This is a genomic window from Bradyrhizobium sp. HKCCYLRH2015, assembly GCF_051168215.1.
Lineage (GTDB): Bacteria > Pseudomonadota > Alphaproteobacteria > Rhizobiales > Xanthobacteraceae > Bradyrhizobium.
Genome location: NZ_JBNPUO010000002.1, coordinates 522703 through 542842 on the forward strand (window position 1 = coordinate 522703; position 20140 = coordinate 542842).

Here is a 20140-nt window from a genome sequence, read left to right on the forward strand (position 1 = left end):
CTCCTTTCAGACGGGCTCGCCGAGCCCGGACAGCCGTTCGACATGACGGACAGTGGCAAGGAAATCGGTCGTGGCCTCGCCCTGCGCGATCAGCGCGGCATAGGTCTCGCGGACCTGCGCCGCGAGCTGCAGCGGCACGCCGACGGCGTGACCGGCGCCGAGAATGAGATCGAGATCCTTGGCCATCTGCGCGCAGGAGAACGTCGCGGCAAAGTCGCGCGCCAGCAGCGGCGCGGTCTTGTACTTCACCATCGGCGAGGCGACCGCGCTGTCGTGCAGCACCTGCAGGATGTCCGGCCAGGCGATGCCGCCCTTGCGCGCCAGCGCCAGGCTCTCGGCCATCATCGCCGCGGTCGTCGCGATCATCAGGTTGACGGCGAGCTTGGCATAGCGCGCCTCTTCGGCCGCGCCGAGATAAGTCTGCGCGCGCGTGAAAGCCTGCAGCAGCGGCGTGATCCGCGCGAAGGCCGCTTTCGGCCCGGACACGAAGCAGGTCAGCTCGCCGGTGTGGGCGATGCTGGCATTGCCGGAGATCGGCGTGCGCAGATAAGCGACATCGCGCGCGCCGGCGGCCGCGGCGACTGCGCTCGAGGCGTCGACGCCCACGGTGCTGGTCTCGATCAGGATCGCGCCCGGTGCCATGGCCGCGATCACTCCGCCGTCGCCGAGCATCGCCGCGCGCAGCGCGGTGTCGTCGGGCAGGGACGCGATGACCACCGCATGTTCACGCGCCGCCTCCGTCGCGGATGTTGCAGCGACGATGCCGAGCGCGCGCGCCTCGCAGAGCCGCTCGGCGTTGGGATCGAACGCCGTGACGTCATAGCCGGCCTTGGCGAGCCGCGCCGCGATCGGCAGGCCGATCTTGCCGATGCCGATGAAGGCGAGGCGTTGGTCAGGAAGGGGCATCGATGCCGTCCGTCATTGGCTTGATCTGCCATGTGGTCTGGAGCCGGGCAGGGGGCGGCCGGGCAGGCCGTCGAAGATGAACGCCCCGGTCACGCGCCGGTCGCCGCAGCGATGGGATAGTCGACCTGGAAGCGGCCGATCCTGATGTCGCCGAGCTCCTCGCGCACGCGCAGGTGCTCGGGGTGCGAGGCATAGGCGTGCAGCGCGGCACTGCTGGCGAATTCGGAGAACAGGACGACGTCGCAGGCGTAGTCGACGTCGCTGACATCGAGACCAACCTCGATGTGGGTGAGGCCGTCGATCCGGCCCTTGAGGCCCTCGAACAGGGTCTTGACCTTGAGCCGGGCTGCGGCGCGGTCGGCGGCCGTCTCGGCGCGTAGCCGCCACATCACGATGTGCCTGATCGGCCCCGTCATTCGTGCGTCCTCACCTGTGCCTTGTTCTTGTCGGGCGATTTTGCCTTGCAGGAAATGGAAATAAAGCCCAAAAATTGTAACTCTGTTTTCCGCTCAGCGTAACAATTCGGAGCAACAATGGACCGTCTGCTCCAGCTCGAAGTGTTTTCCAGGACGGCGGAGCTGGGCAGCCTGTCCAAGGCCGCCGAGTCCTTGCGGATGTCCAACGCAGCGGCGAGCCGGCATCTCAGCGCGCTGGAGGAGCGGCTCGCGGTGCGCCTGATCGAGCGCAACACCCGCCGTCTCTGGCTGACCGAAGCCGGGCAGGAGCTGCTGCAGCGCTGTGGCACGCTGCTCAACGAGCTGGCCGAGGCCGAGGACGCCGTCAGCGACCGCGCGCTGTCGCCGCAGGGCATGCTGCGCGTCACCAGCTCGCTGTCGTTCGCGACGATCTATCTCGCGCCGATGCTGCCGGCGTTCCGCGCGATGTATCCGAAGCTGAACCTGCAGATCATCGCCGCCAACCGCTATCCGGATTTCATCGAGGCGGGCATCGACGTCGCGATCCGCACCCGCGAGCATGAGCCGGACTCGGGCATCGTCGTCCGCCGCATCGGGCAGATGCGGCGTGTGCTGGCGGCGGCGCCGTCCTATCTCGCCAGCCGCGGCCGCCCCGTCGTTCCCGCCGATCTCGTGCGCCACGACATGCTGATCTACAACCTTGCCAACGATCCCTATTCCCTGTCCCTGCGCAACGGAACGACGGCCCAGAGCATCCGGATCGCGCCGACGCTCGACAGCAATGACGGCCAGGTGATCAGGGGCGCGGCGCTGGCCGGGCTCGGCATCCTGATTCAGCCGCTCTACATCGTGCAGGGCGACATTCTGGCCGGCCGGCTGGTGCCGGTCCTGCTCGACTGGGAGCTGCCGCTCCTGACGATGAACATTGCCTACCAGAACCGCGTCAGGCTGCCGGCCAAGATCAGGGTGTTCGCCGATTTCCTCGTCGACCACATCCGGACCCATTCCGACCCTGGGATCTGGATCGAGCCGCCGAAGCCGGATTGAGCCGATGCCCCGCGTGCCGGGGGGAGGGGATGTTCCGAAAAAAATAAATAGCTTGCTATTTTTCTGAAATCATGTTCTCTTGCGTGCAACCCGCCTCGAGCAGAGGGACGTACGCGTCGTCACGATACGTTGAGGTGGGCTGCGATGGACGTGACGGCTGCGCCAGACGAGCGCGGTTGGCACGGACGGCGAAGTCGTGTGGTCCTGGCCTCTCGACGCTGAGGTCAAGTCTGCGGTGGTTGCCTGACGGCACACGCGGGCGATGGGGGCAAGAAAGCCGATCCCCAGGGAGCAACTGTCTTTTTTGTAGACCGGTGATCGGCCGGCCTCAAGGCTGGCGCGAAGGCGCGCCACCGCCTTCGGCGGCTGACGGCCTTGACCCCGTCCGCTCGCCGGTCTGTTGGCTTGGCGTGCGCTCGGGCGGAGCCCGAGCGGCTATGAGGCGCTCGACCCGTTCACAACGTGGAGCGCCGGATTCCACTTTTGGCAGCGTTTGACCATGACGTTGAGAATGCAGATCAGCTTGCGCATGCAGGCGGTCAGCGCGACCTTCTTCAACTTACCTTGGGCGAGCAGGCGCTCGTAGAAGGCCTTCAGGACTGGATTGCACCGCGTCGCGGCGCCCACGCAGGCCATGTAGAATGTGTTGCGAGTTCTGCGGCGTCCGCCCTTGACGTGCCGATCCCCGCGACGCCGGCCACTGTCATCATCGTACGGCGCAACACCCAGCAGCGCCGCGACGGCTTTGTCGCTGGTCTGGCCGAGCTCCGGCATGGTTGCTATCAGCGTAGCACACGTCGTGCGGCCGATGCCCGGAACGCTTTCGATGATCTCGGCGAGCTCCGCAAAATGCGGCGTGCTTTCGATCAGGGCGGAGATCTCTGCCTCGAGCTCGGCCAGCTCGGCGCTGATCGCCTTGGCGATGCGCGTATGCAGACGCTGTACTTCTACAGGCAATTTATGCTCGCCCTGGTTCTTCAGTCTGACCAGCATATCTTTCGTCGCTTGGCGCACATTGACCATCTGCTGAAGCTTCTCTCGGGCGGCATCGTAGGCTTGCACCGCAGCTTCGTTGAAGGTCTCGGCGAACCAGGCGATCGTGTCCGCATCGATACTGTCGTTCTTGGCCAGGCGCCCGGCCGATTGAGCGAAGCTCCGCACCCGCTTTGGATCGACGATACGAACGTCGATCTTGGCGGCTCGCACCAGTTTGGCCCACTCCCGCTCGTAGCCGCCGCTGGCCTCCATCACGACCTTGGTGACGCCGTGCCGGCGCAGCCACGCCACGAAGTCGCGCTGGCCTTCCTTCGTCCTTTCAAACATCTGCTTGGACCCGGGCGCTCGGGTACAAGCATCGACCTTATCCTTGGCGACATCGACACCCGCGACAACGAGATCATTCTGTGCCATCATCCAGCTCCCTTCCTTGCAAGGTGCGGGCTCGAAGCCCGTGCAACTGTTCGGGTTGAAGGAAGACACCGGACCTGTCCCACGCTCCCCGACAGGCTCTAGGGCCTTTGAGCACGATCGGGCTCAGATCCAGCGACGGGCGGTTGGTCAGAACCGCCCGTTCGCACATTCTGGCAGGTTTCGAACACACAAGAGCACGAAGGACACCGTAAAGCCATCGCGCGGGGAAGGCCGGGTCTGTCCGGCTGTACCTGTGGTACCTGCCGCCTGCATTCTTTTGAGCAGGCGGGCCACGGGCCTCAGCCGAGGTCCGGCCTTCCTCGCGCCCTCTCGTTTCAGGGCGATATGATCGATGCATCACCTCGGGCACGGTGTGCCGTGGGGCGCGATGACGCGTGTCATGAGGCGGCGGAGCGGCCAACCAACCTTTCCGCTGTCGTCCCGGACAAGCGCGCAAAGCGCGCGCAGATCCGGGATCCATAACCCCAGGGAGGAGTTCGAGGCACGATGATGGACCGGCCGCCAGGCCACAACCGCTGCGGAGCGGGTCCCGGGTCGGCGGCCGTCACCGCTTCCCGTCGCCGACCTTGCCTGGAACGACACCGATGATTTGGCGGCCCCTTGTGGCAACTTCCACGTCGGGCGCAGCGGCCGCATGGGGTCGATGAGGTTGTGCGCGGCATCGCCGGGTCCTCCAATCTCGTTGAGCAGTGCTCGCAAACGGCGAGGGGCGGAGGCCCGCATGAAACCCCGCCCGCGCTCCGTAAAAACTCGGGTCAAATTCTAAATATCAAGAATTATCAACGGCTTGTGACTGTCATCCGACTGTCATCGAACCTTTATAAAAGCCACACTGAGGCCCCGTAAAGCGGCCGGGGAAGCGCAATCGGGCGCAGATGGCGCTTCGCTTCCCGAGCATGGAGACCAGCTATGAATTTCGTCAAAGCTATCGTCGCTGCCGGCTTGGTCGCCGCATCGACGTCGGCATTTGCTGCCGACATCACCGGCGCGGGCGCGACGTTCCCGTTCCCGATCTATTCGAAGTGGGCCGACGCCTACAAGAAGGAGACCGGCAACGGTCTGAACTACCAGTCGATCGGTTCCGGCGGCGGCATCAAGCAGATCCAGGCCAAGACCGTGACCTTCGGCGCCACCGACGCGCCGCTCAAGGCCGAGCAGCTCGAGAAGGATGGCCTGGTGCAGTGGCCGATGGTGATGGGCGGCATCGTGCCGGTCGTCAACCTCGAGGGCGTGAAACCGGGCGAGATGGTGCTGGACGGCGAGACGCTCGCCAACATCTATCTCGGCAAGATCACCAAGTGGGATGACGCCGCGATCAAGAAGCTGAACCCCAGCGTCAAGCTGCCGAGCGATGCGATCGCCGTGGTCCGCCGCTCCGACGGCTCGGGCACGACCTTCAACTTCACCTATTATCTCTCCGAGGCGAGCGCCGACTGGAAGAGCAAGATCGGCTTCAACACCGCGGTCGAGTGGCCGGTCGGCGTCGGCGCCAAGGGCAACGAAGGCGTGTCCGGCAACATCGGCCAGACCAAGAACTCGATCGGCTATGTCGAGTACGCCTATGCCAAGCAGAACAAGCTGACCTACACGGCCATGGTGAACAAGGCCGGCAAGACCGTGCAGCCGACCGTCGAGGCCTTCCAGGCCGCCGCCGCGAATGCCGATTGGACCAAGGCCCCCGGCTACTACGTGATCCTCGCCAACCAGCCCGGCGACAAGTCCTGGCCGATGACGGCCGCGACCTTCATCCTGATGCACAAGGAGCCGACCGACAAGGCCGCGTCCGCCGAGGCGATCAAGTTCTTCAAGTGGTCGTTCGAGAAGGGTGGCAAGATGGCCGAGGAGCTCGACTACATCCCGATGCCCGACAGCGTCGTGAAGCTGATCGAGAAGACCTGGTCTGCCGACATCAAGAGCTGAGCTGGACGTATCGAAAATTCCCCTCTCCCGGCCGCCGGGGGAGGGGTGCTACCGGGGTTGAGGCGTGTCCAAGGAACAGGGGGCGGAATTGGCAGAGATGGCGGTTCAGACCGAAGTCGGCGACATCGCGGCTGCTGCCGGGCCCTACGACCGGGCGCGCGCGCTCAGTGCCTTCAAGCTTGGCGACGTCACCTTTTACTGGATCACCCGGCTCGCCGCGATCTCGGTTCTGTTGATCCTCGGCGGCATCATCATCTCTCTCATCATCGGCGCCTGGCCGGCGATGAAGGCCTACGGCTTCGAATTCCTGTGGACGCGGCGCTGGGCGCCGTCGGCCGATCCGCCGGTGCTCGGGGCGCTCGGCCCGATCTACGGCACCCTGGTCACGTCCTTCATCGCGATGCTGATCGCGATTCCGGTGGGTCTCGGCATTGCGATCTTCCTCACCGAGCTGTGCCCGCAATGGCTGCGCCGTCCGATCGGCATTGCGATCGAGCTGCTCGCCGGCATTCCCTCGATCATCTACGGCATGTGGGGCTTTTTCGTTCTGGGCCCGTTCCTGGCCTACACGTTCCAGCCGTTCATGATCAATCTCTGCTCTGGCATCCCGGTGCTGCAGGACATCTTCGCCGGTCCGCCGTCCTATCTCAGTCTGTTCAACGCCTCGCTGATCCTGGCGATCATGGTGCTGCCCTTCATCACCTCGATCTCGGTCGACGTGTTCAAGACCGTCCCGCCGGTGCTGAAGGAAGCGGCCTACGGGGTCGGCTGCACCACCTGGGAGGTCGTGCGCAGCGTCGTCATTCCCTACACCCGTGTCGGCGTCATCGGCGGCGTCATGCTGGCGCTGGGTCGTGCGCTCGGCGAAACGATGGCGGTGACCTTCATCATCGGCAACTCGTTCCGGATCTCATCGTCGATCTTCGCGCCGGGCACCACGATCTCGGCCGCCATTGCCTCTGAGTTCCAGGAGAGCGACGGCCTGCACCAGTCGAGCCTGATCCTACTCGGCCTGCTGCTCTTCGTGCTCACCTTCTTCGTGCTGGCGAGCGCGCGCCTGATGCTCATGCGGCTCCAAGCAAAGGCGGGAAAATAAGCCATGTCCAGCGCAGATTCGCTCACCGCCGATACGCCGGTCAATCCGATCTATGCGCGCCGACGCCGCAGGGACATCGTGATCCGCGGCCTCTGCGTCGCCGCCGCGCTGTTCGGCGTCACCTGGCTGGCGCTGATCCTGTTCACGCTGTTCTATAACGGCCTCGCCGGCCTCAGCCTGCAAGTGTTTTCCGCCGACACCCCGCCGCCGGGCTCGAGCGAAGGCGGCCTGCGCAATGCCATCGTCGGCTCTCTGATCATGACGGTCATCGGCGTCGGCATCGGCGCGCCGCTCGGCCTGTTCGCCGGCACCTATCTGGCGGAGTACGGCCGCAACGACCGCCTGACCTCGGTGATCCGCTTCATCAACGACATCCTGCTGTCGGCGCCCTCGATCATCATCGGCCTGTTCATCTATGGCGCTGTCGTGGTGCCGATGGGCGGCTTCTCGGCGCTCGCAGGCTCGCTGGCGCTGGCGGTCATTGTCATCCCCGTGGTGCTGCGCACCACCGAGGACATGCTGCTGCTGGTGCCCAACCCGCTGCGTGAGGCGGCCTCGGCGCTCGGCCTGCCGCGATCGCTGGTGATCCGGCGCATCGCCTATCGCGCGGCGCGCTCGGGCCTGATCACCGGCGTGCTGCTGGCCACCGCCCGCGTCGCCGGCGAGACCGCGCCCTTGCTGTTCACTGCGCTGTCGAACCAGTTCTGGAGCCTCAGCCTCTCCAAGACGATGGCCAACCTGCCCGTCACCATCAACAACTTCGTCCAGAGCCCCTATGCCTATTGGAAGCAGCTGGCCTGGAGCGGAGCCCTTCTGATCACTCTGGCCGTGCTCGCCCTGAATGTCAGTGCACGCATTCTCGGCGCCGAGAGGAACGCAAAATGACCGACCTGTCCGTATCCGTCAGCCAGCCCAATCCCGCCGCGCTGAACGGCAAGGTTTTGCCGGAAGCCCCCGCCAAGGTGACCGCGCGCAACCTGAACTTCTATTACGGCGATCACCACGCGCTGAAGAACATCAACCTGTCGCTGGGGACCAACCGCGTCACCGCGTTCATCGGCCCGTCCGGCTGCGGCAAGTCGACCCTGCTGCGCATCTTCAACCGGATGTACGATCTCTACCCGGGCCAGCGCGCCGTTGGCCAGCTCATGCTGGACAACACCAACATCCTCGATCCCAAGCTCGACCTCAACCTGCTGCGGGCCCGGGTCGGCATGGTGTTCCAGAAGCCGACGCCGTTCCCGATGACGATCTACGAGAACATCGCCTTCGGCATCCGGCTGTATGAGAAGATCTCCAAGTCGGAGATGGACGACCGGGTCGAGAAGGCACTGCGCGGCGGCGCGTTGTGGAACGAGGTCAAGGACAAGCTCAACGCTTCGGGCCTGTCGCTGTCAGGCGGCCAGCAGCAGCGGCTGTGCATTGCGCGCACCGTGGCGGTCCGGCCGGAGGTGATCCTGTTCGACGAGCCGTGCTCGGCGCTCGATCCGATCTCGACCGCCAAGGTCGAGGAGCTGATCCAGGAGCTCGCCGAAAACTATACGATCGCCATCGTGACGCATAACATGCAGCAGGCGGCGCGCGTCTCCGACAAGACCGCCTTCATGTATCTCGGCGAGCTGATCGAGTTCGACGACACCAGCAAGATCTTCACCTCGCCGAGCGATCGGCGGACCCAGGATTACATCACCGGCCGGTTCGGCTGACGCCGACGACATTGACTTCAGGAGATCATCATGGCCAGTGAACATACCGCCAAGGCGTTCGACAGCGATCTGCAGGATCTCACCCGGCTGGTGTCGGAAATGGGCGGCCTCGCCGAGCGTCTGATCGTCGATTCCGTCGGTGCGCTGGTGCGGCGCGACATCGCACTCGGCCAGAAGGTGGTCGCCACCGACGCCGAGGTCGACAAGCTGCAGCGCATCATCGAGGAGCGCGCCGTTCTTACCATCGCCCGGCGACAGCCGATGGCGGTCGACCTGCGCGAGATCGTCGGTGCGATGCGGGTCGCCACCGATCTGGAGCGCATCGGCGATCTCGCCAAGAACATCGGCAAGCGCGTCGCGGCGCTGGAGAGCGACTTCCATCCGCTCAAGCTGATCCGCGGGCTCGAGCACATGACCGACCTGGTGCAGTCGCAGGTCAAGACGGTGCTGGACGCCTATGCCGCGCACGATTTGCCGGCGGCGATGACGGTGTGGAAGGGCGACGAGGAGGTCGACGCCATCTGCACCTCGCTGTTCCGCGAACTCCTGACCTACATGATGGAGGATCCGCGCAACATCTCGTTCTGCATCCATCTGATGTTCTGCGCCAAGAACATCGAGCGCATCGGCGATCACGCGACCAACATCGCGGAGACCGTCTTCTATATGATCGAAGGCCAGCAGATCATGGACAAGCGCCCGAAGGGCGACATGACGAGCTTCGCGACGACGATCCCCGGCAACTGAGAGAGACGGTTCTGACATGGGCGCCCGAATTCTGGTGGTGGAGGACGAGGAGGCGCTGACGACGCTCCTGCGCTACAACCTCGAGGCCGAAGGCTACGAGGTCGAGACGGTGGCGCGCGGAGACGAGGCCGACACACGGCTGAAGGAGCGCGTTCCCGATCTCGTCGTGCTCGACTGGATGCTGCCGGGCCTGTCCGGCATCGAGCTGTGCCGCCGCCTGCGGGCGCGGTCCGAGACCCGGCAATTGCCGATCATCATGCTCACCGCGCGCGGCGAGGAGAGCGAGCGCGTGCGCGGCCTCGCGACCGGCGCCGACGACTACATCGTCAAGCCGTTCTCGGTGCCGGAGCTGCTGGCGCGCGTGAAGGGCCTGCTGCGGCGGGCGAGCCCGGAGCGGCTGGCGACCGTGCTGTCCTATGGCGACATCGAGCTCGACCGCGAGAAGCGCCGCGTGGCGCGCTCGGGACGGCCGATCGATCTCGGCCCGACCGAATACCGCCTGCTCGAGTTTTTCCTGGAGCATCCCGGCCGCGTGTTCAGCCGTGAGCAGCTGCTCGACAGCGTCTGGGGCCGCGACATCTATATCGACGAGCGCACGGTCGACGTCCATATCGGCCGCCTGCGCAAGCTGCTCAATCCGGGCCGCGAGCAGGACCCGATCCGCACCGTGCGCGGCGCCGGCTATGCGCTCGATGATCGCTTCGCCAAGAGCGAGCAGGTGTAAGGGGCGATCGGGCGTGAGGACGAAGCAGGTGTGAGGCGCGAAGGAGCCCGATTGAGAAGATCGTGGTCCGCTTTCCGCCACGCCGCCGCCGTCTTGATCGTGTCTGCTTCGTGGCCCGTCACGATGTTTCGGTCCCAGCGGACGCCCTTGATCAAGACCATCATCATATCTCTAGCCGTCCTGCTCGGCAGCGCGGCGGGCGCCGCGGCCGCCGAGCTCGAAGACGCGGTCGCCGCGGCGGGAAACGGACAGCACGCCGCGGCGATGCGCCGCCTGCTGCCGCTGGCCGCCAAGGGCGATGCGCGGGCGCAGTTCGACGTCGGCTTCATGGAGGCCTTCGGCTGGGGCCAACCGCGCAACCCCGCCGAGGCGCTGGCGTGGTATCGCAAGGCCGCCGATCAGGGCCTCGCCGTCGCCCAGCATTATCTCGGCATCGCCTATGTCAACGGCGAAGGTGTCGCGAGCAATTATGGCGAAGCCGGCCGCTGGTTCAGCCGCGCGGCAGCGCAGGGCTTCGCCCAGTCGCAATACATGCTGGGCCTGATGCTGCTGGACGGTCGCGGCGTGAAGCAGGACGTCGTGCAGGGCTACGCCTGGCTGGTGATGGCGGGTCGCAGCGGCGTGCGATCGGCCGGCCGCGACGTGCAGCGGGTCAAGCTGACCGAGCCGCAGCGCGTCCAGGCCCAGAGCGCCATTGCGGCCTGGCGGCCGAAGCCGGAATCGGCGGAGGCGGGCGTCGCCGCTCCGCGTCCGGAGCAACTGCTCGGGCTCGACCGCCACATCGGCGAGGTCGTCGATCCCACCTCGTGGCCGGCGTCGTCGATCGGCGTCGTCACCGTCGCGCAATACTCGACCGGCGGCTGGTGCACCGGCACTCTGGTCGCGCCGCGCGTCGTGCTCACCGCCGCGCATTGCGTGTTCAACGGCGTCGCGCAGGTCAGCCCCGGCAATGTCCGCTTCCTGGCCGGCATGAACAGGGGCACGCCGGCGGCATCGTCGGTCGCCGACAAGCTGATCGTGGCGCCGGACTTCGTCCCGACCCGGCACGACAGATGGTCGCTCGACCGCTCGCCCGCCGATTGGGCGCTGATCGTGCTGAAGGATGCGCTGCCGTCGAAGCCGGTCGCGGTCAAGGCGCTGACGCGCGAGGAACTGCAGGCTGCGACCAAGGCTGGCGCCATTTCCGAGATCGGCTACGGCCAGGAGCGGCGCTATTCGCCGACCGGCCAGCGCAATTGCAGCGCCGGCATGACCAGCGATGCCCGGCTGCTGACGGTGCATTGCCTCGCCAATTTCGGCTATTCGGGCTCGCCGATCCTGGCCGAGGTCGGCGGGCAGCCGACCGTTGTCGGCATCTTCTCGGCGTTCCACGAGGAGACCCGGCTGATGTTCGCCGCGCCCGCCAGCCAGTTCGAGGCGGTCGTGCGGCGCGAGATTGCGGCGCAGAGTGCCTCGGCGCGGTGAAGGGGGAGGGGACGAGAGAGGTCCCGCCGCTGGTCACGATCTGTGCGCGACTGGATAGCGGGTTGCCAAGCGAGCGGGCGATCCGGCAAGTGCAGCCGATTTTTTCCTGTAGCTTTCGCCTGCAGCGGGGCTTTACCGAACTGGCCTGGCTCTTGCTATAGTTCGAGTATGACGATTGTTCCAATTGATCATCCTCGTGCCCCGCGGCTGCTGTGGTGGCGGTCGCAGCCCGGCAGGACCGTTGCGCTCGTCGCTGGGCTGGTCGCGGCCAATGCGGTGGCCTGGGCCTGGGCATTCGCGCTCTACGCCGACCGGCCCGCCATCGTCGGCACCGCGATGCTGGCCTGGCTGCTCGGACTGCGCCATGCCGTCGATGCGGACCACATCGCGGCGATCGACAATGTGGTGCGGAAGCTCGTGCAGGACGGTCGCGCCCCGCGCGCCGCCGGCCTCTATTTTGCGCTCGGCCATTCCAGCGTCGTCGTCATCGCCACCATCGTGGTGAGCCTGGTGGCCGGCGCAGATCTGTTGAGTGAGGACAGCGCCATCCGTGCGATCGGCGGCACCATCGGCACCTCGGTCTCCGCAGGCTTCCTGCTGCTGATCGCCTTCGCGAATCTGGTGCTGTTCGTGAACCTCTGGCGCCGCCCATCCCACCCCCATTCCGACATGGATGCCGCCGGTAGCGCCGGGCGGGGCCTGCTCATTCGTCTGCTGCGGCCGGTGCTCCGCGTCGTGTCCCGCGCCTGGCACATGTACCCGCTCGGCTTCCTGTTCGGCCTGGGCTTCGACACCGCCAGCGAAATCGGGCTGCTCAGCCTGTCGGCGACCGAGGCGGCGCGCGGGGCGAGCCTGGCGCATGTGCTGGTATTCCCGGCGCTGTTCGCCGCGGCGATGGCCACCGTCGACACCGCCGACAGCATGCTGATGGCCGGCGCCTATCGCTGGGCGCTCACGGATCCCGCGCGTAAGCGGCGCTACAATCTGGTCATTACCGGCGCCTCGGTCGCGATCGCGCTGGTGATCGGCGGCGTCGAGGCGGTCGCGCTGCTGACGCCCCGGCTTGGCTTCACCGGCGGATGGGCCGAGGTCGTCACTGCGCTGGGCGATGATCTCGCCAACCTCGGGATCGTCGCCATCGGACTGTTCGGCCTGATCTGGGCGGGTGCCATGCTGCTTGGCCGCCGTCCGGGCGGTTCCGAGGATGCGCCGGGTGAGGAGCTTGCCAGCGTTCGCGCCGGGGCGCTAAACCCGAGGGCGAAATAGGATCGAGCGCGCGGGTACGAATGATGGCCGGCTCGGACGAAATGACCAGGATGCTGTGGCTGCAGGGCGCGAGCTGCGGCGGCTGCACGATGTCGATCCTGGAAAGCGGTGCGTCCGGCTGGTTCGATGAGCTGCGCCAGTCCGGCATTGACCTCATCTGGCATCCCTCCGTCAGCGAGCAGACCGGAGACGAGGTCGTGGAGCTACTGGAGGCGATCCGCGACGGTCGCGAGCGGCTCGATCTGCTGGTGCTCGAAGGCTCGGTGGCGCGCGGACCTGGTCAGACCGGCCGCTTCAACATGCTCGCCGGCACCAACCGCTCGATCTATCACTGGCTGCTCGATCTGGCGCCGCTGGCCGACTACGTCGTCGCCGTCGGCAGCTGCGCGGCCTATGGCGGCATTCCTGCTGCCGGCATCAACCCGACCGACGCGGTCGGATTGCAGTTCGAGGGCAGTGACATCGGCGGCGCGCTCGGCGCGGGATTCCGCTCGAAACGCGGGCTGCCGGTGATCAACGTCGCAGGCTGCGCGCCGCATCCGGGCTGGATGATGGAAAGCCTGCTGGCGCTCACCTCGGGCGATCTGACGGCAGACGGCCTCGACGCAGTGGGACGTCCGACCTTCATCGCCAATCACTTGGCTCATCACGGCTGCTCACGCAATGAGTTCTACGAGTTCAAGGCGAGCGCTGAGACGATGTCGGAGCGCGGCTGCCTGATGGAGCATCTCGGTTGCCGCGCGACGCAGGCGGTCGGCGATTGCAATCAGCGCTCCTGGAATGGCGGCGGCTCCTGCACCAAGGGCGGGTACGCCTGCATCGCCTGCACCTCGCCGGGCTTCGAGAGCACGCAGAACTATCTGGAGACGGCGAAGCTCGCGGGCATTCCCGTAGGCCTTCCGACCGACATGCCGAAAGCCTGGTTCGTGGCGCTTGCCGCGCTGTCGAAATCGGCCACGCCGCGCCGCGTGCGGGTCAATGCGACGGCGGATCATGTCGTGGTGCCGCCTGGCCGGCCCAGTGACAAGCGCCGTCCATGACGCGGATCACGGTCGGGCCGTTCAATCGTGTCGAAGGCGACCTCGAGGTCAGGCTCGATATCGAGAGCGGCCGCGTCACCAGGGCGGAAGTGACGGCGCCGCTCTATCGCGGCTTCGAGCAGATCCTGGAGGGGCGGCCGCCGCTGGACGCGCTGGTGATCGCACCGCGAATCTGCGGCATCTGCTCGGTGTCGCAATCGATCGCCGCCGCCGCCGCGTTGCGCCAGGCCATGGGCATTGCGGCAGCGCCAAACGGCATCCTCGCGGCCAACATTGCCCATGCGGCCGAGAACGCGGCGGACCATCTGACGCATTTCTACATCTTCTTCATGCCGGACTTCGCCCGCGACGCCTACGTCGCGCACGCTTGGCATTCGGCTGCGGCCGAGCGTTTCGCGGCGACGAAGGGCAGCGCTGCTCGCGAAGCGTTGCCGGCGCGCGCGCGGCTGCTCGAGATCATGGGCCTGATCGCCGGCAAATGGCCGCACAGTCTTGCCTTCCAGCCGGGCGGGACCACGCGCGCGATCGAGCTCGGCGAGCGCGTGCGCCTCAACGCGATCGCGGCGTCGTTTCGCGGTTTTCTTGAACGCGCCGTGTTTGCCGACAGGCTGGAGAATGTGCTCGCCTTGTCGACGTCGGACGAGCTCGACCGTTGGCGCGAGGGCCGCGCCGGCGACTTCGCGCATTTCCTGCGCATCGCCGACGCGCTCGATCTGGCGCATCTTGGCCCGGGCTCCGGCCTGCTGATGAGTTTCGGCGCTTATCACGAGTCTGACAGTGCGCACTTCCGCGCCGGGCTTCGCACCCGCGATGGAACGACCGAAGCGCTGCCGTCGAATCGGATCACGGAGGACGTGTCGCACGCCTGGATGCGTGCGACCTCGCTCGATCCGGCCGAGAGCCGGACCGAGCCCGACGCCGACAAGCCCGACGCCTATAGTTGGTGCAAGGCGCCGCGGCTTGCGGGAGAACCGGTCGAGGTCGGCGCTCTCGCAAGGCAGGCCATCGACGGTCAGCCGTTGATCTCCGCGCTGCTCGCGGGCGGTCGCAGCAATGTCCGCAATCGTGTCATCGCCCGGCTGATCGAGACCGCGCGCCTCGCGCTGGCGATCGAGCAATGGATCAAGGCACTGCGTCTCAACGAGCCGTTCTGCGACAACAGCGCCAGTACGGCCGACGGCAATTTCGTCGGGCTCGTGGAAGCTGCGCGCGGCAGCCTGGGCCACTGGCTCGCGGTGCGCTCCGGCCGCATCGAGCGCTATCAGATCATCGCGCCGACCAGCTGGAATTTCTCTCCGCGCGACGCGGATGGGATAGCCGGTCCGCTCGAACAGGCGCTGGTCGGCACCGAGGTCGGCGATGCCGGCGCTCGTGCGGTCGGCATCCAGCACGTCGTGCGGTCGTTCGATCCGTGCATGGTCTGCACGGCGCATTGAGCGCGCTGCACACAGTAAGGCAGCAAGCGGAAACAAGCTTGTCGGTGCAAAGCGCGTGATTTCCGATTATCGCGCGCGATCCGCTGTCGAAGCCTTAGCCGCTGCGGCCTCACTGCTTCAAGCATCTGGAATCATTATGATTCAAATCCAGGGATGATGCTGGCCCGCATCTTGCTGTCCTTCTCGCCAGAACGCGATCACACGATCGCCAACGCGATATCAGGGGGAGGACTCATGGGCGCGGCAACGGAAACTTTTTACAGCGTCATCCGGCGTCAGGGCATCACGCGGCGCAGCTTTCACAAATTCTGCAGCCTGACGGCGACGAGCCTCGGGCTCGGGCCGGTCGCGGCGAGCCGCATCGCCAATGCGCTGGAGACCAAGCCGCGCACGCCGGTCATCTGGATGCACGGGCTCGAATGCACCTGCTGCTCGGAGAGCTTCATCCGCTCGGCGCATCCGCTGGTGAAGGATGCCGTGCTGTCGATGATCTCGCTCGACTATGACGACACCATCATGGCGGCGGCCGGCCACCAGGCCGAGGCCATCCTCGAAGAGACGCGCGCGAAGTACAAGGGACAATACATTCTCGCGGTCGAGGGCAATCCGCCGCTGAACGAAGGTGGCATGTTCTGCATCGACGGCGGCAAACCGTTCGTCGAGAAGCTGAAGATGATGGCCGAGGACGCGATGGCGATCATCGCCTGGGGCGCTTGCGCCTCCTGGGGCTGCGTGCAGGCGGCGAAGCCGAATCCGACGCAGGCGACGCCGATCGACAAGGTCATCACCAACAAGCCGATCATCAAGGTGCCGGGCTGCCCGCCGATCGCCGAGGTCATGACCGGCGTCGTCACCTTCATCACCACCTTCGGCAAGCTGCCAGAGCTCGACCGCCAGGGCCGGCCGAAGATGTTCTACTCACAGCGCATCCACGACAAGTGCTATCGCCGGCCGCATTTCGACGCCGGCCAGTTCGTCGAGGAGTGGGACGACGAGGCGGCGCGCAAGGGCTACTGCCTCTACAAGATGGGCTGCAAGGGCCCCACCACCTACAACGCCTGCTCGACGGTGCGATGGAATGGCGGCGTATCGTTCCCGATCCAGTCGGGTCATGGCTGCATCGGCTGCTCGGAGGACGGCTTCTGGGACAAGGGCTCGTTCTACGACCGCCTCACCAACATCAAGCAGTTCGGCATCGAGCACAACGCCGACCAGGTCGGCATGGTGGCCGCGGGCACGGTAGGTGCGGCGGTCGCAGCGCATGCGGCGGTCACGGCGGTCAAGCGTCTCGCGACCAAACGCGACGACGCCAAGGAAAACGCCAAGCAAGATCATTGATCGAATTCAGGACAGGCAACGATGGGCATCCAGACTCCCAACGGCTTCAATCTCGACAATTCCGGCAAGCGCATCGTCGTCGATCCGGTCACCCGCATCGAGGGACACATGCGGGTCGAGGTCAACGTCGATTCCGACAACGTGATCCGCAATGCGGTCTCCACCGGCACGATGTGGCGCGGTATCGAGGTGATCCTCAGGAACCGCGATCCGCGCGACGCCTGGGCCTTCACCGAGCGGATCTGCGGCGTCTGCACCGGAACGCACGCGCTCACATCGGTGCGCGCGGTCGAGAACGCGCTCGGCATCACCATTCCGGAGAATGCCAACTCCATTCGTAACCTCATGCAGCTTGCGCTGCAGGTGCACGACCACGTCGTGCACTTCTATCATCTGCACGCATTGGACTGGGTCGACGTGGTCTCGGCGCTCTCGGCCGATCCAAAGGCGACGTCAACCTTGGCGCAGTCGATCTCGAGCTGGCCGCTGTCGTCGCCCGGCTATTTCAGGGACCTGCAGACCCGTCTCAAGAAGTTCGTCGAGTCCGGCCAGCTCGGTCCGTTCAAGAACGGCTATTGGGGCAGCAAGGCCTACAAGCTGCCGCCTGAGGCCAATCTGATGGCCGTGGCACACTATCTGGAGGCACTCGATTTCCAGAAAGAGATCGTCAAGATCCACACCATCTTCGGCGGCAAGAATCCACATCCGAACTGGCTGGTGGGCGGCGTGCCGTGTCCGATCAACATCGACGGCACCGGCGCGGTCGGCGCCATCAACATCGAGCGGCTGAATCTCGTCTCGTCGATCATCGATCGCCTGATCGAGTTCAACGAGATGGTGTATCTCCCTGACGTCGCCGCGATCGGCTCGTTCTACAAGGACTGGCTCTACGGCGGCGGCCTGTCCGGCAAGAGCGTGCTCGCCTATGGCGACGTGCCCGAGCACGCCAATGACTATTCCGCCAAGAGCCTGAAGCTGCCGCGGGGCGCGATCATCAACGGCAATCTGTCCGAGGTGTTTCCGGTCGATCACGCCAACCCCGACGAGATCCAGGAGTTCGTGGTTCACTCTTGGTACAAATACCCCGACGAAACCAAGGGGCTGCATCCCTGGGACGGCATCACCGAGCCGAACTACGTGCTCGGCCCCAATGCCAAGGGCACCAAGACGGACATCAAGGAGCTCGACGAGGGCGGCAAATATTCCTGGATCAAGGCGCCGCGTTGGCGCGGCCACGCCATGGAGGTTGGACCGCTCGCACGCTGGGTCGTCGGCTACGCGCAGAACAAGTCCGAGTTCAAGGATCCCGTCGACAAGTTCCTGAAAGATCTCGACCTGCCTCTGACGGCGTTGTTCTCGACGCTGGGCCGCACCGCGGCGCGCGCGCTGGAATCGGTCTGGGCCGGACGCCAGATGCGCTACTTCCAGGACAAGCTGATCGCCAACATCAAGGCGGGCGACAGCTCGACGGCGAATGTCGACAAATGGAAGCCGGAGAGCTGGCCGAAGGAGGCCAAGGGCGTCGGCTTCACCGAGGCGCCGCGCGGCGCGCTCGCGCACTGGATCAAGATCAAGGACACCAAGATCGACAACTACCAGTGCGTCGTGCCGACGACCTGGAACGGTTCGCCGAGGGATCCCAAGGGCAACATCGGCGCATTCGAGGCGTCGCTGATGAACACCCCGATGGCCAATCCCGAGCAGCCGCTGGAGATCCTGCGCACGATCCATTCCTTCGATCCGTGCCTAGCCTGCTCGACGCACGTGATGAGTCCGGACGGCCAGGAACTTGCCAAGGTCAAGGTCAGATAGCACGGGGAGCAGGGTCATGATGGATGCAGTTGCACGCCCGCCCGAGTCGGGGACGGATATCGCCGCGATTGCGGCCGACGCCGCCGGCGAGCATGCGGTCGGCCGGCCCACGGTCTATGTCTACGAAGCGCCCGTGCGCATCTGCCACTGGGTCAACGCGTTCGCGATCATCGTTCTGATGATCACCGGCTATCTGATCGGCTCGCCGCTGCCGACGGTGGCGGGGGAGGCGTCGGCGAATTTCGTGATGGGCTACATCCGCTTTGCCCATTTCGCGGCCGGACAGGTGCTGGCGGTGTTCTTCCTCGCCCGCATCTTCTGGGCTTTCGTCGGCAACCACCACTCCCGGCAGATCTTCTACATTCCGGTGCATCGCAAGCAATTCTGGAAGGAGGTGCTGCACGAGATCCGCTGGTACGCGTTCCTGGAGCGTGAGCCGAAGATGTATGTCGGCCACAATCCGCTGGCGCAGACGGCGATGTTCACCGGCTTCACGCTGTTCGTGACCTTCATGATCGTCACCGGCTTTGCGCTCTATTCGGAAGGCACCGGGATCGACAGCTGGCAGCACAAGCTGTTCGGCTGGGTATTCGCCATCTGGCCGAACAGCCAGGACGTCCATACCTGGCATCATCTCGGGATGTGGGCGCTGGTCACCTTCGTGATGGTGCACGTCTATGCCGCCATTCGCGAAGACATCATGTCGCGCCAGAGCATCATCTCCTCGATGATCTCGGGCGAGCGGCAGTTCCGCGACTGACAGGAGGGCCGGCATGGTCGATGAGCGCGGGCGCGACCGCATTCTGGTGCTCGGGATCGGCAACATTCTCTGGGCTGACGAAGGCTTCGGTGTGCGGGTGGTGGAGGAATTCCACCGCCGCTTCACCGTGCCCGACAACGTCACGATCCTCGATGGCGGCACGCAGGGGCTCTACCTCGTCAACTATGTCGAGGAAGCCGACAGTCTGATCGTGTTCGACGCCATCGACTACGGCCTCGTGCCGGGCGAGCTCAAGCTCGTCCGGGACGACGAGGTGCCGCGCTTCACCGGCGCCAAGAAGATGAGCCTGCACCAGACGGGCTTCCAGGAAGTGCTGAGCGCGGCCGACCTGCTCGGCCGTTATCCGCAACGGCTTGCGCTGATCGGCTGCCAGCCGCTCGACCTCGAGGATTGGGGCGGGCCGCTGACCGCGCCTGTCCTCGCGCAGATCGGGCCGTCGATCGAGCTGGCCTGCGCCCTGCTGGCGGAATGGGGCGCACCCGCCGTGCCGCGGCGTGAACCGCTCGCCGGCGACGAACGCCTGCTTGCGAACGACATCGACCATCACAGCTACGAGCTGCGGGCGCGCCCGGCCGAGTGACCGCGCCGCGAGGAAATCCGCCATGTGTCTTGGCCTGCCGATGACAATCCTCGAGACCGATGGCGTCTCGGCACTGTGCAGCTTCGACGGCGAGGAGCGCCGCGTCTCGGTGCTGTTGCTGTCGAACCCGCCGGTGGGGGCCAAGGTGCTCGTCTATATCGACAACGCCGTTCGCCTGCTCGATGACGAAGAAGCGCGGCTGATCGGTGAGGCGCTGCGCGGCCTGCAGGCGGCCGTGAACGGCGAGAATTGCGATGACTTCTTCGCGGATCTGATCGGGCGCGAGCCGGAGCTGCCGGAGCATTTGCGGTAGCGGCGTGATGCCCTCGGGCAGCGCCGGATTGCTGATAACAGAATTTCCATAGATGAAGTAAGTTTGCAGGCTTTCTCTGGAAAGCACCTTTCCGATTTCTTGCGCAATCCTTAGTTG

At 65.6% G+C, this 20140-nt stretch carries 19 protein-coding genes; 16 read left to right on the forward strand and 3 right to left on the reverse strand.

Going from position 1 to position 20140, the window contains the following annotated elements:
* Nucleotides 1–6 precede the first annotated feature (6 nt).
* Nucleotides 7–906 (reverse strand): NAD(P)-dependent oxidoreductase, encoded by a 900-nt coding sequence (locus tag ACQR1H_RS06495; RefSeq protein ID WP_434893993.1) that lies wholly within the window; start codon nucleotides 904–906, stop codon nucleotides 7–9.
* Between the two features lie 89 nt (nucleotides 907–995).
* Nucleotides 996–1322, reverse strand: a complete 327-nt coding sequence (locus ACQR1H_RS06500; protein WP_316181634.1) for a Dabb family protein — start codon at nucleotides 1320–1322, stop codon at nucleotides 996–998.
* A gap of 117 nt (nucleotides 1323–1439) precedes the next feature.
* On the opposite strand from ACQR1H_RS06500, the gene ACQR1H_RS06505 reads away from it, so the two are divergent.
* On the forward strand, nucleotides 1440–2369 hold the full coding sequence (locus tag ACQR1H_RS06505) for a LysR family transcriptional regulator (protein WP_316217771.1): 930 nt from the start codon (nucleotides 1440–1442) through the stop codon (nucleotides 2367–2369).
* Nucleotides 2370–2804: 435 nt separating this feature from the next.
* On the opposite strand, the gene ACQR1H_RS06510 is transcribed toward ACQR1H_RS06505, so the two are convergent.
* Nucleotides 2805–3779 carry an IS110 family transposase gene (locus tag ACQR1H_RS06510; RefSeq protein ID WP_434907314.1) on the reverse strand — a complete coding sequence of 325 codons (975 nt, stop codon included), beginning with the start codon at nucleotides 3777–3779 and terminating at the stop codon, nucleotides 2805–2807.
* A 930-nt stretch (nucleotides 3780–4709) separates the two neighbouring features.
* On the opposite strand from ACQR1H_RS06510, the gene pstS reads away from it, so the two are divergent.
* The 15 genes from pstS to ACQR1H_RS06585 all read left to right on the forward strand — a co-directional run bounded on the left by pstS (nucleotide 4710) and on the right by ACQR1H_RS06585 (nucleotide 20023).
* A complete protein-coding gene (gene pstS, locus ACQR1H_RS06515; RefSeq protein ID WP_315802052.1) occupies nucleotides 4710–5720 on the forward strand; it encodes a phosphate ABC transporter substrate-binding protein PstS in 1011 nt (336 codons plus the stop codon).
* A 97-nt stretch (nucleotides 5721–5817) separates the two neighbouring features.
* Nucleotides 5818–6816 (forward strand): phosphate ABC transporter permease subunit PstC, encoded by a 999-nt coding sequence (pstC, locus tag ACQR1H_RS06520; protein ID WP_315802053.1) that lies wholly within the window; start codon nucleotides 5818–5820, stop codon nucleotides 6814–6816.
* Nucleotides 6817–6819: 3 nt separating this feature from the next.
* A complete protein-coding gene (pstA, locus tag ACQR1H_RS06525) occupies nucleotides 6820–7701 on the forward strand; it encodes a phosphate ABC transporter permease PstA (protein ID WP_434839341.1) in 882 nt (293 codons plus the stop codon).
* Nucleotides 7698–8522, forward strand: a complete 825-nt coding sequence (pstB, locus tag ACQR1H_RS06530; protein ID WP_315802055.1) for a phosphate ABC transporter ATP-binding protein PstB — start codon at nucleotides 7698–7700, stop codon at nucleotides 8520–8522. The genes pstA and pstB overlap by 4 nt, the downstream gene beginning before the upstream one ends.
* A 30-nt stretch (nucleotides 8523–8552) precedes the next feature.
* On the forward strand, nucleotides 8553–9269 hold the full coding sequence (phoU, locus tag ACQR1H_RS06535) for a phosphate signaling complex protein PhoU (protein WP_434907315.1): 717 nt from the start codon (nucleotides 8553–8555) through the stop codon (nucleotides 9267–9269).
* A gap of 16 nt (nucleotides 9270–9285) precedes the next feature.
* On the forward strand, nucleotides 9286–9993 hold the full coding sequence (phoB, locus tag ACQR1H_RS06540) for a phosphate regulon transcriptional regulator PhoB (RefSeq protein WP_315754964.1): 708 nt from the start codon (nucleotides 9286–9288) through the stop codon (nucleotides 9991–9993).
* A gap of 147 nt (nucleotides 9994–10140) precedes the next feature.
* A complete protein-coding gene (locus ACQR1H_RS06545; RefSeq protein ID WP_315802056.1) occupies nucleotides 10141–11457 on the forward strand; it encodes a trypsin-like serine protease in 1317 nt (438 codons plus the stop codon).
* A 168-nt stretch (nucleotides 11458–11625) separates the two neighbouring features.
* Nucleotides 11626–12723, forward strand: coding sequence for a HoxN/HupN/NixA family nickel/cobalt transporter (locus ACQR1H_RS06550; protein ID WP_434893994.1), 1098 nt, complete (start codon nucleotides 11626–11628; stop codon nucleotides 12721–12723).
* A 23-nt stretch (nucleotides 12724–12746) separates the two neighbouring features.
* Nucleotides 12747–13763, forward strand: a complete 1017-nt coding sequence (locus ACQR1H_RS06555) for a HupU protein (RefSeq protein WP_434873204.1) — start codon at nucleotides 12747–12749, stop codon at nucleotides 13761–13763.
* Nucleotides 13760–15199, forward strand: coding sequence for a nickel-dependent hydrogenase large subunit (locus tag ACQR1H_RS06560; RefSeq protein WP_434873203.1), 1440 nt, complete (start codon nucleotides 13760–13762; stop codon nucleotides 15197–15199). The genes ACQR1H_RS06555 and ACQR1H_RS06560 overlap by 4 nt, the downstream gene beginning before the upstream one ends.
* Before the next feature lie 234 nt (nucleotides 15200–15433).
* A complete protein-coding gene (locus ACQR1H_RS06565) occupies nucleotides 15434–16537 on the forward strand; it encodes a hydrogenase small subunit (protein WP_315802060.1) in 1104 nt (367 codons plus the stop codon).
* Between the two features lie 21 nt (nucleotides 16538–16558).
* On the forward strand, nucleotides 16559–18349 hold the full coding sequence (locus ACQR1H_RS06570) for a nickel-dependent hydrogenase large subunit (protein WP_434873202.1): 1791 nt from the start codon (nucleotides 16559–16561) through the stop codon (nucleotides 18347–18349).
* 16 nt (nucleotides 18350–18365) lie between these two features.
* A complete protein-coding gene (gene cybH, locus ACQR1H_RS06575; RefSeq protein WP_434873201.1) occupies nucleotides 18366–19109 on the forward strand; it encodes a Ni/Fe-hydrogenase, b-type cytochrome subunit in 744 nt (247 codons plus the stop codon).
* Between the two features lie 13 nt (nucleotides 19110–19122).
* A complete protein-coding gene (locus ACQR1H_RS06580; protein WP_315802063.1) occupies nucleotides 19123–19710 on the forward strand; it encodes a HyaD/HybD family hydrogenase maturation endopeptidase in 588 nt (195 codons plus the stop codon).
* Nucleotides 19711–19732: 22 nt separating this feature from the next.
* Entirely contained in the window at nucleotides 19733–20023 is a 291-nt protein-coding gene (locus ACQR1H_RS06585) for a HypC/HybG/HupF family hydrogenase formation chaperone (RefSeq protein ID WP_315736711.1), read from the forward strand.
* Nucleotides 20024–20140: the final 117 nt, after the last annotated feature.

What these genes read in the sequence shown, in the direction of transcription:
- pstC (WP_315802053.1), top strand. Translation starts at nt 5,818, where the DNA reads ATGGCGGTTCAGACCGAAGTCGGCGACATCGCGGCTGCTGCCGGGCCC.
- pstA (WP_434839341.1), top strand. Translation starts at nt 6,820, where the DNA reads ATGTCCAGCGCAGATTCGCTCACCGCCGATACGCCGGTCAATCCGATC.
- ACQR1H_RS06560 (WP_434873203.1), top strand. Translation starts at nt 13,760, where the DNA reads ATGACGCGGATCACGGTCGGGCCGTTCAATCGTGTCGAAGGCGACCTC.
- ACQR1H_RS06555 (WP_434873204.1), top strand. Translation starts at nt 12,747, where the DNA reads ATGGCCGGCTCGGACGAAATGACCAGGATGCTGTGGCTGCAGGGCGCG.
- cybH (WP_434873201.1), top strand. Translation starts at nt 18,366, where the DNA reads ATGATGGATGCAGTTGCACGCCCGCCCGAGTCGGGGACGGATATCGCC.
- ACQR1H_RS06495 (WP_434893993.1), bottom strand. Translation starts at nt 906, where the DNA reads ATGCCCCTTCCTGACCAACGCCTCGCCTTCATCGGCATCGGCAAGATC.
- ACQR1H_RS06565 (WP_315802060.1), top strand. Translation starts at nt 15,434, where the DNA reads ATGGGCGCGGCAACGGAAACTTTTTACAGCGTCATCCGGCGTCAGGGC.
- ACQR1H_RS06585 (WP_315736711.1), top strand. Translation starts at nt 19,733, where the DNA reads ATGTGTCTTGGCCTGCCGATGACAATCCTCGAGACCGATGGCGTCTCG.
- ACQR1H_RS06500 (WP_316181634.1), bottom strand. Translation starts at nt 1,322, where the DNA reads ATGACGGGGCCGATCAGGCACATCGTGATGTGGCGGCTACGCGCCGAG.
- pstS (WP_315802052.1), top strand. Translation starts at nt 4,710, where the DNA reads ATGAATTTCGTCAAAGCTATCGTCGCTGCCGGCTTGGTCGCCGCATCG.
- ACQR1H_RS06580 (WP_315802063.1), top strand. Translation starts at nt 19,123, where the DNA reads ATGGTCGATGAGCGCGGGCGCGACCGCATTCTGGTGCTCGGGATCGGC.
- ACQR1H_RS06570 (WP_434873202.1), top strand. Translation starts at nt 16,559, where the DNA reads ATGGGCATCCAGACTCCCAACGGCTTCAATCTCGACAATTCCGGCAAG.
- pstB (WP_315802055.1), top strand. Translation starts at nt 7,698, where the DNA reads ATGACCGACCTGTCCGTATCCGTCAGCCAGCCCAATCCCGCCGCGCTG.
- phoB (WP_315754964.1), top strand. Translation starts at nt 9,286, where the DNA reads ATGGGCGCCCGAATTCTGGTGGTGGAGGACGAGGAGGCGCTGACGACG.
- ACQR1H_RS06510 (WP_434907314.1), bottom strand. Translation starts at nt 3,779, where the DNA reads ATGGCACAGAATGATCTCGTTGTCGCGGGTGTCGATGTCGCCAAGGAT.
- ACQR1H_RS06550 (WP_434893994.1), top strand. Translation starts at nt 11,626, where the DNA reads ATGACGATTGTTCCAATTGATCATCCTCGTGCCCCGCGGCTGCTGTGG.
- phoU (WP_434907315.1), top strand. Translation starts at nt 8,553, where the DNA reads ATGGCCAGTGAACATACCGCCAAGGCGTTCGACAGCGATCTGCAGGAT.
- ACQR1H_RS06505 (WP_316217771.1), top strand. Translation starts at nt 1,440, where the DNA reads ATGGACCGTCTGCTCCAGCTCGAAGTGTTTTCCAGGACGGCGGAGCTG.